We start from the raw sequence: 17,765 nt of genomic DNA, 5'->3' as shown, positions 1-17,765 counted from the left end.
ACCGGTCCCGCACCCACGCGGGCGAGCTGCGCGGAGGTGGCGCGATGACGGCCGAGGTGACGGAAGCCGCGCAGGAGCGGTTGCGGCGCTGGCGGTTGGTGCTCGGGGGCGATGCCGCCGACGGGACCGGGTGTGCGCTCGGAGGGCGGGATGCCGCCATGGACGGGGCGCTTGCCGCGCTCTACGGAAAGGGGGACCGGCAGGGACAGTCGGCGGGGCGGGAGCGTTCCGCGGGGCTGGGGGCGTCGGCGCCGTCCGTGGCGCGGTGGCTCGGGGACATCAGGACGTACTTCCCGTCCTCCGTCGTACAGGTGATGCAGCGGGACGCCATCGACCGGCTCGGGCTCGCCACGCTGCTGCTGGAGCCGGAGATGCTGGAGGCGGTGGAGGCCGATGTACATCTCGTCGGCACGCTGCTGTCGCTGAACAAGGCGATGCCGGAGACGACGAAGGAGACGGCACGCGCCGTGGTCCGCAAGGTCGTCGAGGATCTGGAGAAGCGGCTCGCCACGCGGACGCGGGCCACGCTGACCGGGGCGCTCGACCGCAGCGCCCGGATCAGCCGGCCCCGGCACCAGGACATCGACTGGAACCGCACGATCGCGGCCAACCTCAAGCACTATCTGCCGGAGTACCGCACGATCGTGCCGGAGCGGCTCATCGGCTACGGGCGGGCCTCGCAGTCGGTGAAGAAGGAGGTCATCCTCTGCATCGACCAGTCGGGGTCGATGGCGGCGTCGGTCGTCTACGCGTCCGTGTTCGGGGCGGTGCTCGCCTCGATGCGGTCCATCGACACCCGGCTCGTCGTCTTCGACACCGCGGTCGTCGACCTCACCGACCAGCTCGACGATCCGGTCGACGTCCTCTTCGGCACCCAGCTCGGCGGCGGCACGGACATCAACCGGGCGCTCGCGTACTGCCAGTCGCAGATCACCCGGCCCGCGGAGACGGTGGTCGTGCTGATCAGCGACCTGTACGAGGGCGGGATCCGGAACGAGATGCTGAAGCGGGTGGCGGCGATGAAGGCGTCGGGGGTGCAGTTCGTGACGCTGCTCGCGCTGTCCGACGAGGGGGCGCCCGCCTACGACCGGGAGCACGCGGCCGCGCTCGCCACGCTGGGCGCACCGGCCTTCGCCTGTACGCCGGATCTGTTCCCGGAGGTGATGGCGGCGGCGATCGAGAAGCGGCCCCTTCCGATACCGGACACGGCGTGACGGGACGTAGGGGTGGGAGGCAGGAGGCATGAGGCAGGAGGCAGGAGGCAGGAGGCAGGAGACAGGGGGGCAGGGCTGGGTCAGGCCGGCGGTGGGCGGGTGAACGGCGGGAAATCGGTGGTGATTTGTCGACCCGGTGACATCCGAATTCGGTCAGCGAAACGGACATGAGTCGCATCGGTCGCGGGGGGCTTGCGCAACCTCCGCACTACCGTGCGAGTATCGGTGCCTCGTCAGCGGTGCGTCGCGCACCGCTCGTCCCTACCGCGTCGCGCCGACTCGTTGCTCGTCACGCGTAATTCGTTCCGCCGCACGGGAGGACTCGTCCCCTTGACCTGGCCGGCCGCACTGCCCGGTGCCGCTCTGCGCATCCTGCGCACGGCGGTCGGGCGGCGTGCGCGGCGAGTCGCAGTGCGCGTGGCGCTGCTGGTGGGCGGGGTGTTCGCGCTCGGGTTCCTCTGTGGGGGACCGGCGAGTGCGGTGGAGAGCGTACCGGCGGCGACAGCGACGGCCTCGACGACGGCCTCGACCGGGGCCGAGCCGATGAGGCCGTCGCCGGGTTCGGTGGAACTGGTGGATGGCGTCCGGGCGTTGACGAGCGACGTTCAGGCCACGGCACCTTCGGCCGCACCCGAGGCTGACGACACCGGTACCGACACCAGCGCCGGCAATAGCGCGAGCAACGGCTCCGGCACCAGCAACGGCTCCGGCACCGCGTCCAAGGGCGGCGCCCTCGCGGACCTCCTTCCGGCCCCGGTCGACGATCAGGTCCTCCGGCCGGTGACCGAGCACGTCGTCGGTGTAGTGGACGGCAAGGTGCTGCAGCCGGTCGGTGATCTGGTGGAGGCGGTGACCGAGGGGCTGGCGGAGGTGCAGGAGCAGCTGCCGCCGCTGGGGTCGTTGCCGGGCCTGCCGTCCCACCCCGGGGAGCCGGGGCTGCCAGGACTGCCGGAGCTGCCCGAGCCGCCGACCGTGCCGGGGCTGCCCGCGTTCCCGGGGCAGACCTTGCCGGTCACGACGACTCCCCAGCCGGAGTCCCCGGTGCAGGTCCTGCCCGGCGGCGACGGCGGCGACAGCGGCGACGTCGGAAAGCGTTCCGGGGGCGGCAAGGAGACGGGCACCGTCGCCTTCCACGGTCCGCCGTCCGCCACAGGTTCCCCCACCACGGGTACGGCGACACGGACCGGCGCACACCGTGCCGTGCAGGGCGCGCACGCTCCCGTACCGCAGGCACCGAGCGGTGACACGGGTGGCGTTCTGGCCAACCGGTCGGCGGCGGACAGCGGTTCGTCGCGGTACGGCGACGCGCACGCCGTGTCTCTGGACCACCGGGCACCGTTGCGGCTCGTCGCCGGTGCCGTGGCGCGTACCGATGCCTTCGAGATCCGGGACAGGCACCGGGACATTCCGGTTTCGCCGGCATAGGGCAGGCGCTCTCCCCCCGCCGTAGACCTGCCGCGCGGGGGCGGAACAGGTCTGCCCCGCCGTCCGGACACCCTGATGAACCTCTGAACCTCGGTGAACTCCGGACGGAAACCGTCGAAGCCGCGTCCGGCACCGCAGGACCCCGACCCCTCGGGGCATCGCGGGCGGAACCGGCAGCGGACGTGTCCCCAGCCATCCGAAGCACCGGAGCTCCGTCACGGACCTCCTCCTGAACCCCACCGGTGTCGCAGCCGGTCGGCGATCTGCCGCTCGCGGCGATCAGGAGGCCGTCCGCAGAGGTCCTCCCGGGTGCATCGGACCCCTCAGGATCTAAGGATCTGACGCACATATGAACAAGAACATCCGCCGCTCCATCGTCATAGCCGCCGGCGTCACCGGCGCGTGGGCGCTCGGCTCCACCACGGCAGGCGCCGAGGAACTGCCCGCCTCCTCGCTGTCCGCCTCGGACACGACGACCGATGTCACGGACGCCGTGGCCGACACGGTCGACGGTGTCGTCTCCGAGGTGCAGGACACCGTGTCCGGCGTGACCTCGACGGTCGAGGACACCGCCGCGACCGCCACGTCCACCGCCTCCGGGGCCGCCGGTGTGGCCCGGGGGACGGCACCCGCCGACATCGCCGCCGACACCGCCGCCACCGACGCCGCCGACCAGGCCCGCCAGTACGTGGACGCGAACGTCGCCCTCCCCCAGACCGCCCCGACCGGCAAGGCCTCGAAGATCAAGGGCGCCGCCGCCATCCAGGGCGCGAAGGCCGCCCGGGCCGCGCAGGCGAAGGCCAAGGCGACGGCCGGAGAGACGGTCACCACGCCCCGGGCCACCGTCTCGGACGCCACCGCCCCGCAGGACGAGGTCGACTACCTCTTCGGCCCCCTTGTCGCCTTCGCCCCCGAGCTGGAGCGTGCCCTCGCAGCCGCCCAGACCAAGCTCCAGTCCGCCCAGTCCGCCCAGTCCGCGGCACGCACCCAGGCGCAGGGCGTCGACGGCGTCGTACGGACCAAGGCGCAGCACACCGTCGCGGGCGCCAGCCGCACGGCCGCGGGTATGCAGGGCGCCGCCGCCACGACGGTCACCGGAGCCGACGGCCGCACCGCCGGAGCGGTCACCACCGCCCGGACCGGGGCCGCCACCGCCACGACGGCCGCCGAGGCCACCGTCTCCGGCGTCCCGGGCCACCTCACGGACACGGTCACCGGCATCCACCGCCACGCCGCTGGCACCGCCACCGGCACCGTCACCCACGCGGAGCGGTACGCCCTCGCCACCGTCACCGTCCTCCCCGGCACCGTCACCCCCGTCGTCGACGAGACCCTCACCGCCGCCGTGCCCCCGCTGGCCACCGCCGCCGTAGAGGGCGTGCTGCCGGTCGCCGGGCAGGCCGTGGACGGTGTCGTCCCGGCCGTCGGGCACGCCGTCGCCGGGATCGTGCCCGTCGCGACCCGCACCGTGGCCGGGGTGACCCCGGCCGTCACCGGCACCGTGGACGGCGTCGCCCCCGTCGCCTCCGAAGCGGTGCACGGCGTTCAGCGCACCGTCGCGGACGCCCTCGGGGGCGTTCAGTCCGTCGCCGGTGCGGTCGTCGGGGAGGTGGGGGACCTCGCCGGGGGTGCCGTGCACGGGGCGGCGCCCGTCGCGACCGGTGCCGTGGCCGACGTCCGCCCCGTCGTGGACGGCGTCGCCGCCGACGTACCCGGGTACGCCACCGGGCTCGTCGGACAGGTCGCCGCCGACGCCACGGCGACGGTTCTGCCGCCGGTCGCGCACACCGCCGTGCGCGGCGTGCTCCCGGTCGCCGGTCAGGCCGTGGCGGACGCGGGCGGGGTGGCGTACGGCGTCGTCGGCGATGTGCGGGCCACCGTCGGGGACGTGCCGCCCCTGGCGTACGGCGTGGTCGGGCGCACCGGCGGTCTGGCGTACGGCGTGACCGGCCAGGTACAGCCCTTCGCGCACGGGGTCACCGGTGCCGTCGAGCCCGTCGTCGACACCGTCGCCCGGACCGTCCGGCCCGTCGTGCGGGGCGTCGGCGGGAGCGCCGAGGGCCTCGCGTACGGCGTCGCGGGCGATGTCGCGCCCTTCGCGTACGGCGTCGTCGGCGATGCGGAGCCGGTCGTCGGCCGGGTCGCGCCCGTCGCCGGGCACACGGCCGACGGCGTGAGCCCGCTCGCCGGGAACGCCGTCACCGGTGCCCAGGGCGTCGGCGAGTCGATCAAGCCGGGCTACGCGCAGCAGTACGGCGGCGGCGCGGACCACATCTGACCGGCCCTCCTCCGCACCGCAGGGAGCACCGTCACCCGCCACGCACCTCATGGACGCGCCTTGGCCGCTCCACAGATGTGCCACAGATGCGCCACGGATGCGCCCGGCGTGACGGGCTCCGCGGTGGGACGACCGACTCCGCGAGGGCGCACGACCCGGACGGCCGAAAGCCGTCGGCTTGTCCGGTCGAAACCCCGCGGACGGGGCGGAGTGGTCCCCATCGGGGTGGGGATCGTCCGCCTCGCGCCCCTCAGGGGGCTGTTCAAGGGGCCTCACCGGGTCAACCCCAGCCCGGTGAGGCCCCGCACTTCTGGCACACCGTGCCAGTGAGCACGGCATCGTGTGACAGGTATCACCGCTCAGGTGTGACCCTCGATTTAGAGGCCCCCTGCAAGCAGCGATAACCTGCGAGACGGACATGCCGCGCGCTCGGACACCGTGTGCGCCTCCCTTGTGACAGACGGCGGACGTCACGTTGCCCATCGCGGCACGCCCACGCATCCAACGAACCGCGAGATCACTGATAGGGACGGAAGCGCGTGGACCTGTTCGAGTACCAGGCGAGGGACCTCTTCGCCAAGCACGATGTACCGGTGCTGGCCGGTGAAGTCATCGACACGCCTGAGGCGGCCCGCGCAGCCACCGAGCGCCTCGGTGGCAAGTCCGTCGTCAAGGCTCAGGTGAAGGTCGGCGGCCGTGGCAAGGCCGGTGGCGTCAAGCTCGCCGCGACCGCGGACGAGGCCGTGGAGCACGCCGGCAACATCCTCGGCATGGACATCAAGGGCCACACGGTCCACAAGGTGATGATCGCCGAGACGGCTCCCGAGATCGTGGAGGAGTACTACGTCTCCTTCCTCCTCGACCGTGCCAACCGCACCTTCCTCTCCATCGCGTCCGTCGAGGGCGGCATGGAGATCGAGGAGGTGGCGGCCACCCGTCCGGAGGCCGTCGCCAAGACGCCGATCGACGCCAACGTGGGCGTGACCCCCGAGGTCGCCCGCCAGATCGTCGAGGCCGCGAAGTTCCCGGCCGAGGTCGCCGACAAGGTCGTGAACGTCCTTGTCAAGCTGTGGGACACCTTCATCAAGGAGGACGCCCTCCTGGTCGAGGTCAACCCGCTGGCGAAGGTCGCCTCCGGTGACGTCATCGCCCTGGACGGCAAGGTCTCCCTGGACGAGAACGCCGAGTTCCGTCAGCCGGAGCACGAGGCCCTCCAGGACAAGGACGCGGCCAACCCGCTCGAGGCCGCCGCCAAGGAGAAGAACCTCAACTACGTCAAGCTCGACGGCGAGGTCGGCATCATCGGTAACGGTGCCGGTCTGGTCATGTCGACGCTGGACGTCGTCGCGTACGCCGGTGAAAACCACGGCGGCGTGAAGCCGGCCAACTTCCTCGACATCGGTGGTGGCGCCTCCGCCGCCGTCATGGCGAACGGCCTGGAGATCATCCTCGGCGACCCCGACGTCAAGTCGGTCTTCGTCAACGTCTTCGGTGGCATCACCGCCTGTGACGAGGTCGCCAACGGCATCGTCCAGGCGCTGCAGCTGCTCGCCGACAAGGGCGAGGAAGTCACCAAGCCGCTCGTCGTCCGTCTGGACGGCAACAACGCCGAGCTGGGTCGCAAGATCCTCTCCGACGCCAACCACCCGCTGGTCCAGCGCGTGGACACCATGGACGGCGCGGCCGACAAGGCCGCCGAGCTCGCGGCTGCGAAGTAAGGGACGAGGACACACAGCCATGGCTATCTTCCTCAACAAGGACAGCAAGGTCATCGTCCAGGGCATGACCGGTGCCACGGGCATGAAGCACACCAAGCTCATGCTGGCCGACGGCACGAACATCGTCGGTGGCGTCAACCCGCGCAAGGCGGGCACGTCGGTCGACATCGACGGCAACGACATCCCGGTCTTCGGCACGGTCGCCGAGGCGATCGAGAAGACGGGCGCGAACGTATCCGTCCTCTTCGTCCCGCCGGCCTTCGCGAAGGCGGCCGTCGTCGAGGCGATCGACGCCGAGATCCCGCTCGCGGTCGTCATCACCGAGGGCATCGCGGTCCACGACACCGCCGCGTTCTACGCGTACGCCGTCTCGCAGGGCAACAAGACCCGCATCGTCGGCCCGAACTGCCCCGGTCTCATCACCCCGGGCCAGTCGAACGCCGGCATCATCCCGGGCGACATCACCAAGCCGGGCCGCATCGGCCTGGTCTCGAAGTCCGGCACGCTGACGTACCAGATGATGTACGAGCTGCGTGACATCGGCTTCTCGTCCGCCGTCGGCATCGGTGGCGACCCGATCATCGGTACGACGCACATCGACGCGCTCGCCGCGTTCGAGGCCGACCCCGACACCGACCTGATCGTGATGATCGGTGAGATCGGCGGCGACGCCGAGGAGCGGGCCGCGGCCTTCATCAAGGAGAACGTGACCAAGCCGGTCGTCGGCTACGTCGCGGGCTTCACCGCGCCCGAGGGCAAGACCATGGGCCACGCCGGCGCCATCGTCTCCGGCTCCTCCGGCACGGCCGCCGCGAAGAAGGAGGCCCTCGAGGCCGCGGGCGTCAAGGTCGGCAAGACCCCGACCGAGACGGCGAAGCTGGCGCGCGAGATTCTGGCCGGCTGAAGCTTTCTGAGCTGAACGTCGGTGGGCCCGTTCCCCGGGGTGGGGGCGGGCCCACCGACGTTTTCGCTCGCCCGCGTGCCCGCAGCTAACGACCCAGCGGCAGCAGCCTTTCCGGACCGCTCGTCATCTCACCCCGCAGTTTCTCCCTCAGGTCGAACTCCGCTTCCGACAACGGGCCCTGGGCCACCTGCGGCGGCACCCCCTGGATCTCCGCACCCGGCGCGATCGGTGGCTCGTAATGCGTCGGAGCCGTCCGTACCGTCAGGGCCGTCGCGCCGATCAGGGCCACCGTGAAGGCGATCGCCGCCCGCGTCCAGAAGCGGGCCCGGCGTTCGCCCCCGTTGCGGACCGTCGGCGGTCTCGCCGCGCGCAGGCGTTCCGTGGAGGCGAGTTCGGCCAGCCGCCGGTGCAGCTCGACGGGGTCCGACAGTTCCGGCAGCCTCGCCGCGATCACCTCGCGCGCATGCTCCAGCCGCCCGGCCGCCGCAGGCGTGCTCGCCTCCGTCTCGGCTGCCGTCTCCGGAAGATCGAGGCCGACCCCGTCGTACAACAGCACCGTGCGGCGGTACGGCGGCGGCAGACGGAGGAGTACGTCCATCAGGGCGCGGTCGGAGGCGTCGGCGGGCGGGGGTTCGGGGTGGCGGTGGCGGGGGCGGAAGCGGTGCCAGGGGGAGACGGCGTACTCGTACGCCGTGGCCCGCACCCAGCCCGCCGGGTCGCGGTCGACCGCCACCTCCGGCCAGCGCTGCCAGGCGAGTTGGAAGGCCCGTTCGACGGACTCGCGGGCCAGTTCGCGGCGCCCGGTGAGCAGGTAGCACTGCCGTACGAGGGCGGGGGCGCAGAAGGCGTAGAGCGCGTCGAAGGCCTGAGCGGGGGTCAGGGGAGCGGCCGGTTCCGAGGGTTCGGGGGCGGACTCCTGCTGAGCAACCGTCACCTCGGCCTCGGTGTGGGCCTCGGTGCCGGTCTCGGTGTCGGCCTCGACGTCCGTCAAGGAGTCCAGCAGCTTCACGTACGCCTCCCGCTTCCGGCCCCGCGGGTTCGTGCGGCCGGACTCCCATGCGCGGACCGTCTCGGGAGTGACACCGACCCGTTCGGCGATCTGAGCCTGCGTCAACGACCCGGCCTCGCGCAGGCGTCGGCGTTCTTTGGGCGGGGGGAGCGGGGTGGCAGGGCTCTGCGTCACCGGGCGCCCCTCCGTACGGAAAAGTACATAGTCGTATATTGAGCGACACTTCGGGGGTTCGCCTGTTACGACGGGAAAGCGCGTGTCGTTGGGAGCATGGCGGGCGTGATCCAGATGCGCCAGATGACCGCCCGCCGTGCCGCCACGTCGTCCCTGCTCACCCGGGCGCGCGACCGGTGCCCCGGACTCGCCGCGAGCCTCCTGGGCGGGGCGCTCGCGGCGGGGCTCGGGCTCGGTTCGTTCGCGGTGCTGGTGATGGTCCTGTGGATCAGTTCGCCGTATCCGGACAGCGGGCCGGGTGGCGCGCTGCATGTCGCGGCGGCGCTGTGGCTGTTGGCGCACGGGGCGGAGCTGGTGCGCACCGACACGCTGTCCGGGGTTCCCGCGCCGGTGGGTGTCACGCCGCTGCTGCTGGTCGTGGTGCCGGCGTGGCTGGTGTACCGGGCGGCGCGGGACGCGGTGGACGACGAGGCCGAGGCGACGAGGGGTTCGGGGCGGACGGTGTTCGCGGGGGTCGTCCTCGGCTATCTCGCCGTCGGCGCGGGCGCCGCGCTGTATGCGGCGGGGGGTGACCTGCGGCCGTCGTGGGTGTGGACGTGCATGTGCGTGCCGGTGGTGGTCGCGGTGGCGGCGGGCGCGGCTGTCTGGACGGCGTACGGCCGCCCGCGCGAGCCGGTCGACAGCGCGCTGCTTCTGCTGCCGGCGGGGTTGCGGCGACTGCTCCACGACGGCACGGCGGCACGGGCGGCGCTCGCGGGGGTGGCGGTGCTGGTGGGCGGCGGCGCGCTGCTCCTGGCGGCGTCCTTGGTCTGGCACGGCGGCGCGGCACGGCTCTCCTTCCTGCAGCTGACGGAGGGCTGGTCGGGCCGGTTCGCGGTGCTGCTGCTGTGCGTGGCACTGGTGCCGAACGCCGCGGTCTGGGCGACCTCGTACGCCCTCGGACCCGGCTTCATGCTGGGCGCGGGCCACATGGTGGCGCCCTTGTCCTCCGCCCCGGCCCCCCTTCTCCCACCGTTTCCCCTGCTGGCGGCGGTCCCGCAGGCGGGGACGGGGACGTGGCTGAACTGGGCGGCTGGAGCGGTGCCGGTGGTGGGCGGGGTGACGGTGGGGTGGTTCGTGGGGAGGGCGGCGAGCCGGGGGGCGAGTGCGGTGGCCGGGGGCGAGGGGGCCTCCGGCGGGGGACGGCGGGACGAGGGGAGCGGGGCGTCCATGGGGGGCTCGGGGAGAGGCGGGGGTGTTGACCTGGGGTCCCTTGCGGGGCGGGGCGGAAGCGGAGGAGCCGCGGCTGGAGTTGACCGGGGGTCACTTGCAGGGCCGGGCAGAAGCGGAGGTGTCACGGGCGGCGTCGCCGGGGCGCCGGGCAAGGGTGGCGGTGGTGTGTCTGGCGGTAGGGCCGGCGGGCGTGCCGTGGTGTCCGGTGCGGCACAGGTGGGCGCCCGGTCCGGGCACGTGGCCGTCATGCCCTGGTCCCGCGGTCGGACCGCCGGTACCGCCGGTCTTGCGGCCGCCCTGTGCGCGGCCGTCGTCGCGGTGCTCGCCGCCCTCGCGGGCGGGCCGCTCGGTGTGGGCGCGCTGGCATCCTTCGGGCCGGTGTGGTGGCTGACCGCGGCCGCGGCACTGGCCTGGATCGCCGCGGTGGCGGTTCCGACGGCGCTGGGACTGCGGGCGTGGCGATGCCGGGAGCGGTGGGTGCGGAAGCCTAAGGGGGGCGGGGAGAAGGGTCTCGGGAAACCGGCGGAGGATGCGGCTGTACCAGCGCGGGCCGGCGCTAAGGCGCTCGGGCAAGGGGGCGGCGAGGCGAGTCCGGAGGCGGGGACGGGGACGGCGGAGTCCGGCGTCGAGCTGTCGTGGACGGAGGCGCGAGAACCGGGCGCCGATGTGACGCAGGAACAGCCGAACACGCCCCCCGGCCGGTCGGGCCGTTGGTTCTCGCGGCGGAACCGGACCCGTCCGGCGGCCCCCGGGCGTCCGTCACGCCGCGGGTTCTCCCGGAAGAAGGACGCCGGCGAAGCCACCCCAGCGCCCTCCACGTCGTACGGCCCACGCCACGACGACCCCGCCTTCGAGCCGTACGACTTCCTGCCCGCCGCCCCCCACCCCACCCCGGCGACCAACTCGCCCTGGCACGACAACGCCACCCGAGAGACCCGCTGGGCGGCCCTCAAGGAGGCGTCGGGCTCGGCGGAACCCCCGGAGGACCTGTGACGGTGGGGCACCGCGCCTGGCACCGCGGCGAGCGCCGACCGGCATGGAGTGAGTGCCGACCGGCGGCTCCGGGGCGAGTGCCGACGTACGGGTTCGGCGCTCGGCGAGGGGTGGCCCCGGGCCAGGCAGGTGGTGGGTGCTTACCGGTGCCCCCAGTGCTCGGCGGTTGCCGGCCCGAGACCCGGCACGTGGTGGGTCTCGGCGGCCCCGGCGCACGGCGAATGCCAGCCGGCTGCCCGGTACGTGGCGAGTGCCGGCAGAGGCCCGCGGCGTGCGGTGGGCTTCGACCCAGTGCCCCGCACGGGGCGTACCGCCCCGCGCCCCGGGCGCGCGCTGAGCGTCGGGGGCGACGCCTCAGTGCCCAGCCCGGCCCCCTCGCCCGAGCCGTCAGGCTTGGCCCGCTCCCGTCAGCCGGTTCCCAGTACGGTCCGCAGTTCCTTCGGGAGAAGGTCCGTGCAGGACTGCTTGGCCTCGTTGGTGAGGGCGTCTCCCGTGCAGGTGTAGTAGTCGCTGTAGACGAGCTGGGCGGTGAAGGTGGCGGCGACCAGGGCGACGGCCAGGGAGGCGGTGACCAGGCCGCTGATGGCGGCCGTTCGCTGGGGGCGGCCCTCCGGGGCGGCGGCGTCCGGGTCGGGGGTGCGGGGCTTGGCGCGCAGGGCGCTGATGCCCCAGTAGAGGGAGAGGGCGCCCAGGAGCAGGGCCACGTACGGCCAGCTGAAGAGGGCGAAGAAGAAGGCCCACATGCCGCTCAGGAGGGAGTAGCGGGCGCGGCGCTGGGCGGGGTCGGTCGGGTCCCAGCGCATGCCCGTGCCGGGGCCGGTGCCGCCCGGACCGCCCTCGGGGCCGGGACCGGCGCCGGGGCGCTCACCGAAGCCGCCGCCGGAGGCGCGGCCGGGCTGGCGGTCGCTCCACTGGCTGCCCCAGGGGGAGCGCGTGTCGTCGCCGTCCGAGTCGCCCGAGGAGTCGCCCGACGGGCGCCGCGGCTGCCAGGGGCGGTCAGGCGTCCCCTCCGGCGGCGGGGCGAAGGGGTTGTCCTCCTCCGGCTTCCGGCCGGAGTCGTCCGACGGGGCGTCGGGCGGTGACGCGGGGCGCTCCCGCAGCAGCACGCCGCGGCGCTCCCCTCCCTGCACCGACTGCGGGGGGAGCGTGAGGAGTCGCAGGCTGCGGTCCGGCATCAAGTGAGCGTCTTCCCCTAGGTGATATGACACGTGTTACGGCAAGTTGTGGCAGGTGTTCCGACGTCCCGATGACGGATCACGGCGATGATCAGTCGTCGGAACGACTCTCCGGTACGGCTCTCTGGCGTGAGCCTCACTTCGGAAACGCGCCGCACGACGACCACGTTCCCGACCCGGGCCTTCCCAGACGCTACCTTCCGGCCACGCCCCCGTCCCGTGGGGGCCGCCCGGTGTGCCGGTATCGTTGCTGGCGTCCGGCCGCTTCGTAGACTTCCCCGTATCCCGGGGCGCGATGCATTCGTACGAACGTACATAGCGAACGTGCGTGTGGCCGACCGTACGGAAACGCTCCCCCGAGAAAGGGCCCCACCGTGGCCGCCAAGCCCGTGGCCAAGTCGGCCAAGCGCCTCGTCGTGCTGGTCTCCGGATCCGGCACCAACCTCCAGGCGCTGCTCGACACCATCGCCCAGGCCGGGTCGGAGGCCTACGGTGCCGAGATCGTGGCCGTAGGAGCCGATCGCGGCGGCATCGAGGGGCTCGCCCGGGCCGAGCGCGCCGGGCTGCCGACCTTCGTCACCCGGGTCAAGGACTTCGAGACCCGCGAGGAGTGGGACGCCGCGCTCGCCGAGGCCGTCGCCGCCCACGAGCCCGACCTGGTCGTCTCCGCCGGGTTCATGAAGATCGTGGGGAAGGAATTCCTCGCTCGGTTCGGCGGGCGGTTCGTCAACACCCACCCCGCCCTCCTCCCCAGTTTTCCCGGCGCCCACGGCGTCCGTGACGCGCTCGCGTACGGAGCCAGGGTCACCGGCTGCACCGTCCACTTCGTCGACGACGGCGTCGACACCGGACCGATCATCGCTCAGGGCGTGGTGGAGATCCGGGACGAGGACGACGAGAGCGCTCTGCACGAGCGCATCAAGGAAGTCGAGCGAAGGCTGCTCGTGGATGTCGTGGGGCGGCTCGCCCGCAACGGCTATCGCATTGAGGGACGAAAGGTAGTTATCCAGTGACCGCCGAGACCAACGCCAAGCGGGCCATCCGTCGCGCGCTCATCAGCGTCTACGACAAGACCGGCCTCGAGGACCTCGCGCGCGGGCTGCACGAGGCGGGCGTGGAGCTCGTCTCCACCGGTTCCACCGCGGGCCGGATCGCCGCCGCCGGCGTCCCCGTCACCAAGGTCGAGGAGCTCACCGGCTTCCCCGAGTGCCTGGACGGCCGCGTCAAGACGCTGCACCCGCGCGTGCACGCCGGAATCCTCGCCGACCTGCGCCTGGAGGACCACCAGCGGCAGCTCGCCGAGCTGGGCGTCGAGCCGTTCGACCTGGTCGTCGTCAACCTGTACCCCTTCCGCGAGACGGTCGCCTCGGGCGCGTCCCCCGACGAGTGCGTCGAGCAGATCGACATCGGCGGCCCGTCGATGGTCCGCGCCGCCGCCAAGAACCACCCCTCGGTCGCCGTGGTGACCAGCCCCGCGCGGTACGCCGATGTCCTGGCGGCCGTCAAGGACGGCGGCTTCGACCTCACCACCCGCAAGCGGCTCGCCGCCGAGGCCTTCCAGCACACGGCCTCGTACGACGTGGCGGTCGCCTCCTGGTTCGCGTCCTCCTACGCGCCGGTCGACGAGTCGCAGTTCCCCGACTTCCTCGGGGCCACCTGGGAGCGCCAGAACACCCTGCGCTACGGCGAGAACCCGCACCAGCCCGCCGCCCTGTACGTCGACGGCAGTGGTGGCGGTCTGGCCGAGGCCGAGCAGCTGCACGGCAAGGAGATGTCGTACAACAACTACACGGACACGGACGCCGCCCGCCGTGCCGCGTACGACCACGACGAGCCAGCCGTCGCGATCATCAAGCACGCCAACCCCTGCGGTATCGCGGTCGGCGCGGACGTCGCCGAGGCGCACCGCAAGGCACACGCGTGTGACCCGCTGTCGGCGTTCGGCGGTGTGATCGCCGTCAACCGTCCGGTCAGCAAGGAGATGGCCGAGCAGGTCGCCGAGATCTTCACCGAGGTCATCGTCGCGCCGGACTACGAGGAGGGGGCCCTGGAGGCCCTCGCCAAGAAGAAGAACATCCGCGTCCTGAAGGCCCCGGCCGCGCCCGCCAACCCGGTCGAGCTCAAGCTCGTCGACGGCGGCGCGCTGCTCCAGGTCACCGACCGCCTCCAGGCCGACGGCGACGACCCGGCGAACTGGACGCTGGCGACGGGCGAGGCCCTCGCCCCCGAGGAACTGGCCGAGCTGTCCTTCGCCTGGAAGGCCTGCCGCGCGGTCAAGTCCAACGCCATCCTCCTCGCCAAGGACGGCGCCTCCGTCGGCGTCGGCATGGGCCAGGTCAACCGCGTCGACTCCGCGAAGCTGGCCGTCGAGCGGGCGGGCGCCGAGCGCGCGCAGGGGGCGTACGCCGCCTCCGACGCCTTCTTCCCCTTCCCCGACGGCCTGGAGATCCTGATCGAGGCCGGTGTGAAGGCGGTCGTCCAGCCGGGCGGCTCGGTCCGTGACGAGCTGGTCGTCGAGGCCGCGAAGAAGGCGGGCGTGACGATGTACTTCACGGGGACGCGGCACTTCTTCCACTGAGCCATTGCACTGAGCCCTTCCACCGAGCCGTGGAACCAGGGCGGCGGCAGGGGATTCCCTGTCGCCGCCCTGCCGTTGTCAGTGGCGGATGAGAGCCTGGCGGCATGATCGTGGAACGTGCGTACGCCCATGCCGCCGAGGACGAGCTCGGGGCCGACGGCGGCTCGGAGTGGCCGTGGTCGGTGCCGTGCGTGCGGCAGTTGCTGGACGACGGGTTGCGGTTCAGCGCGCCGGTCACGTTCCTGGTCGGGGAGAACGGGTCGGGGAAGTCGACGCTCGTCGAGGCCCTGGCGGAGGCGTTCGGGCTGGACTCCTGGGGCGGATCGGCGGGCTATCGGTACGCCGGGCCGCGAGGGCCGTCCGAGCTGGGCGGGCGGATGCGGTTCGAGGCGACCGTGGCGGGGCGCCGGATGCTGCGGGGGCCGCACACCCGCCGCCGGGGCTTCTTCCTGCGCGCCGAGACCGCGCTCGACGCCCTCGGCCGCGAGCAGCGCACGGGCCGTCTCACCGGTACACCCGACGAGATGAGCCACGGTGAGGGTTTCCTCATGGCGTTCCGCGAGCGCTTCCACGGCCCCGGCCTGTACGTCCTCGACGAGCCGGAGTCCGCCCTCTCCTTCGCCTCCTGCCTCGAACTCGTGGGCGTGCTCGACGACCTCTCCCGCACGGGCGCGCAGATCATCTGCGCCACGCACTCACCGCTGCTGACCGCTCTGCCGGGCGCCGAGATCATCGAGGTCGGGGAGCACGGGATGCGGTCCGTGGAATGGCAGGAGCTGGAGCTGGTCGACCACTGGCGGCGCTATATGAACGACCCGCGGGCGTATCTGCGGCACATAGTCGGCGGCTAGCCGGGGTCACGGCCGGCGGCTAGCTGGAGCTTCGCAGCGCTCCCCACGTCTTCGGCCCCACCTCGCCGTCGACCTCCAGCCCCTTCGCGCTCTGGAACTGCTTCACGGCGTTTCGGGTCTTCTTCCCGAACTCGCCGTCCACGCCCGCGTTGCCGATGTTGTAGCCGCGTTTGGTGAGCATGCACTGCACCTGGACGACGCGTTGGCCGGTGTCGCCGTAGACGGTGAGTTCGGTGCCGGAGTAGTAGGTGCACTCGGAGATCCACGCCGGGTCGCCGGGAGCGGTCGCGGTCTCGGTGACCGTCGCGGTCGGGGCGACGACATCGTCGTCGTCGGCACCACCGCCGTTGCCGCCCCCTTGACTGGCCGTGGCGTCAGGCGTACGACCGCCCGCGCCCCCGGCGGAACCGGCCTCGCCGTCCTCCGTGGCCCTCTCCGTCGGCTTCGGCTCGTCCCCGGACTTCCCCGCCGACCTGCTCGCGGACGGGGAGGCGGAGGAACCGGGCAGGGCGGAGGCGCGGTGGACGCCGGAGCCGGGATCGGAGGTGGCGCCGGCGGAGACGGAGGGGGAGGCCGCTTCGTCCTGGGACGAGCGGGTGAGTAAGAACGCACCGGCCGCCACGACGACCACGGCGAGACCGGCGGCGAGGGCGAGGTAGGGCTTCCGCTGGTTGCGGGGAGCGGCGGGGGTGTATTGGCCGGCGGGCGTGGGGAAGGCCGCGCCGTATTGGCCGGGCGGCGTGGGGAGGGCGGCGCCGTATTGACCGGGCGGCGGTGTGGGGGAGGCGCCGTACTGGCCGGGAGGCGTGGCCCAGTTGCCGTACTGGCCGGGCGGGGTGGGAGCGCCTGGTGCCTCGGGCGGGAGAGGGGATCCGTGCGTCGAGTGTGCCGCGTCACCGGTCCGGGCAGACGCTGCCGTGGCCGGGCCCGCTGTCGTGCCCGCGCCCGCTGTCGTGCCCGCGCCCTCTGCCGTGCCCGCACCGCCTGGCGTGTCCGCGCCCTCTGCCGTGGCCTGGCCCGTTGTGGGGCTTGTGCCGCCTGTCGTGCCCGCGCCTTCTGCTGGGTTCGCGCCGCCTGCCGTGCCCGTGCCGCCCGGCGTGCCCACGCCCTCCGCCGGCCCCACACCCCCTCCCGCCGTCCCCGCACCCCCGCTGACCTCCGCGCCCGGGGCCGCCCCTCCCGTCCCCGAGCCCTCGGTCCCCGGTGCACGCAGTTGCACCGTCCCCTGCACCGGCGTCCGTTCCAGCTGGGCACAGGCGTCCTGGCGGGACAGGAGGCGGAAGGTGAGTGCCTCATGCCAGGAAGGGGCGGTGCCCTCGTGTGCGGTGGTGGCCGCGTCGATCAGTTGCTGCGGGGTGGGGCGGCCGGCCGGGTCCTTGGTGAGGCAGGCGGTGAGGAGGGCGGCCAAGGGGCCGTCCAGGGAGGCGAGTTCGGTCATCACCTCCGCTCTCGGTTCCTCGAAGGCGACCCGGTGCATGACGTCGACGCCGGTGCCGTCGCCGAAGGGGGCGTGACCCGTCGCGGCGTAGATCAGGGTTCCGGCGAGGGAGAAGACGTCGGAGGCGCCGTCGCAGCGGCCCTCGCGGAGGTACTCGGGGGACATGAAGGCGGGGGTGCCGACCCGGCTGCCGGTGCCGGTGATCGCGCTGCTGTCGACGGCCCGGGAGATGCCGAAGTCGATGACATGGACGCCCGGCACGGACAGCAGCACGTTGGACGGCTTCAGGTCGCGGTGCACGACACCCGCCTCGGACAGGGCAGCGAGAGCTTCACCGAGTTCCGCCACCAGCCGCCACACGCCGGCCGGGTCCAGTCTGCCGTCCTGGCGCACCGCGTCGGCGAGGTTGAGGCCGGGCACGTGCTGGGTGGCCATCCACAGCAGGGTGTCCTGGAAGCCGGTGCCGAGCAGCTGCGGGGCGTGCGGGGTGCGGACCCGGCCGTGTACTGCGGCCTCCCGCTCGAACCGGCGCCGGAACTCCGGGTCCTCGGCGTACTCGGGCCGGATCACCTTCACCGCGGCCAGCCCCGGGGTGCTGTCGGCGGGGCGGGCCAGATAGACCCGGCCCATCCCGCCGCTGCCGAGCCGTCCGAGCGGGACGTACGGTCCGATGCGCTCGGGGTCGACGGGCTGCAGCGGATCGGCGCCCGCCTGTATCAGCACGGCGTGGTACGGCGGCGTGGGGTGCCGCTGGTCGGTCATGGGTCCCCCGAGTGCTGTCCTGCCCCAACATGCT

The 17,765-nt window shown here is 73.0% G+C and carries 12 protein-coding genes; 9 read left to right on the top strand and 3 right to left on the bottom strand.

Annotated elements, in window-relative coordinates:
- The first annotated feature begins 44 nt into the window (after positions 1-44).
- From PH203_RS22000 to sucD, 5 genes are all read left to right on the top strand, one after another.
- A complete protein-coding gene (locus tag PH203_RS22000; protein WP_289922067.1) occupies positions 45-1,214 on the top strand; it encodes a VWA domain-containing protein in 1,170 nt (389 codons plus the stop codon).
- 330 nt (positions 1,215-1,544) lie between these two features.
- Entirely contained in the window at positions 1,545-2,639 is a 1,095-nt protein-coding gene (locus tag PH203_RS21995) for a hypothetical protein (protein ID WP_289922066.1), read from the top strand.
- Between the two features lie 349 nt (positions 2,640-2,988).
- Complete coding sequence (locus PH203_RS21990) at positions 2,989-4,917, top strand: hypothetical protein (RefSeq protein ID WP_289922065.1); 1,929 nt, start codon at positions 2,989-2,991, stop codon at positions 4,915-4,917.
- Between the two features lie 539 nt (positions 4,918-5,456).
- Positions 5,457-6,635 (top strand): ADP-forming succinate--CoA ligase subunit beta, encoded by a 1,179-nt coding sequence (gene sucC / locus PH203_RS21985; RefSeq protein ID WP_289922064.1) that lies wholly within the window; start codon positions 5,457-5,459, stop codon positions 6,633-6,635.
- Between the two features lie 19 nt (positions 6,636-6,654).
- Positions 6,655-7,539 carry a succinate--CoA ligase subunit alpha gene (gene sucD, locus PH203_RS21980; protein ID WP_289922063.1) on the top strand — a complete coding sequence of 295 codons (885 nt, stop codon included), beginning with the start codon at positions 6,655-6,657 and terminating at the stop codon, positions 7,537-7,539.
- 85 nt (positions 7,540-7,624) lie between these two features.
- Here sucD and PH203_RS21975 read toward each other — a convergent pair whose 3' ends face one another.
- The gene (locus PH203_RS21975; RefSeq protein ID WP_289922062.1) at positions 7,625-8,722 is read right to left on the bottom strand and encodes a helix-turn-helix domain-containing protein; all 1,098 of its coding nucleotides are present in this window, start codon (positions 8,720-8,722) and stop codon (positions 7,625-7,627) included.
- A gap of 96 nt (positions 8,723-8,818) precedes the next feature.
- On the opposite strand from PH203_RS21975, the gene PH203_RS21970 reads away from it, so the two are divergent.
- A complete protein-coding gene (locus PH203_RS21970) occupies positions 8,819-10,927 on the top strand; it encodes a DUF6350 family protein (protein ID WP_289922061.1) in 2,109 nt (702 codons plus the stop codon).
- A 407-nt stretch (positions 10,928-11,334) separates the two neighbouring features.
- Here PH203_RS21970 and PH203_RS21965 read toward each other — a convergent pair whose 3' ends face one another.
- Positions 11,335-12,102: a hypothetical protein gene (locus tag PH203_RS21965; protein ID WP_289922059.1), complete on the bottom strand. Its 768-nt coding sequence runs from the start codon at positions 12,100-12,102 to the stop codon at positions 11,335-11,337.
- A gap of 374 nt (positions 12,103-12,476) precedes the next feature.
- On the opposite strand from PH203_RS21965, the gene purN reads away from it, so the two are divergent.
- From purN to PH203_RS21950, 3 genes are all read left to right on the top strand, one after another.
- The gene (gene purN, locus PH203_RS21960) at positions 12,477-13,115 is read left to right on the top strand and encodes a phosphoribosylglycinamide formyltransferase (RefSeq protein WP_289922058.1); all 639 of its coding nucleotides are present in this window, start codon (positions 12,477-12,479) and stop codon (positions 13,113-13,115) included.
- A complete protein-coding gene (gene purH / locus PH203_RS21955) occupies positions 13,112-14,680 on the top strand; it encodes a bifunctional phosphoribosylaminoimidazolecarboxamide formyltransferase/IMP cyclohydrolase (RefSeq protein WP_289922057.1) in 1,569 nt (522 codons plus the stop codon). The genes purN and purH overlap by 4 nt, the downstream gene beginning before the upstream one ends.
- 104 nt (positions 14,681-14,784) lie before the next feature.
- Positions 14,785-15,531 (top strand): AAA family ATPase, encoded by a 747-nt coding sequence (locus tag PH203_RS21950; RefSeq protein WP_289922056.1) that lies wholly within the window; start codon positions 14,785-14,787, stop codon positions 15,529-15,531.
- A gap of 19 nt (positions 15,532-15,550) precedes the next feature.
- On the opposite strand, the gene PH203_RS21945 is transcribed toward PH203_RS21950, so the two are convergent.
- Positions 15,551-17,731: a serine/threonine-protein kinase gene (locus PH203_RS21945; protein ID WP_289922055.1), complete on the bottom strand. Its 2,181-nt coding sequence runs from the start codon at positions 17,729-17,731 to the stop codon at positions 15,551-15,553.
- Between the last annotated feature and the right edge of the window lie 34 nt (positions 17,732-17,765).

Source organism: Streptomyces sp. S.PB5, assembly GCF_030403745.1.
Lineage (GTDB): Bacteria > Actinomycetota > Actinomycetes > Streptomycetales > Streptomycetaceae > Streptomyces.
This window is presented reverse-complemented; position numbering and strand designations above follow the sequence as displayed.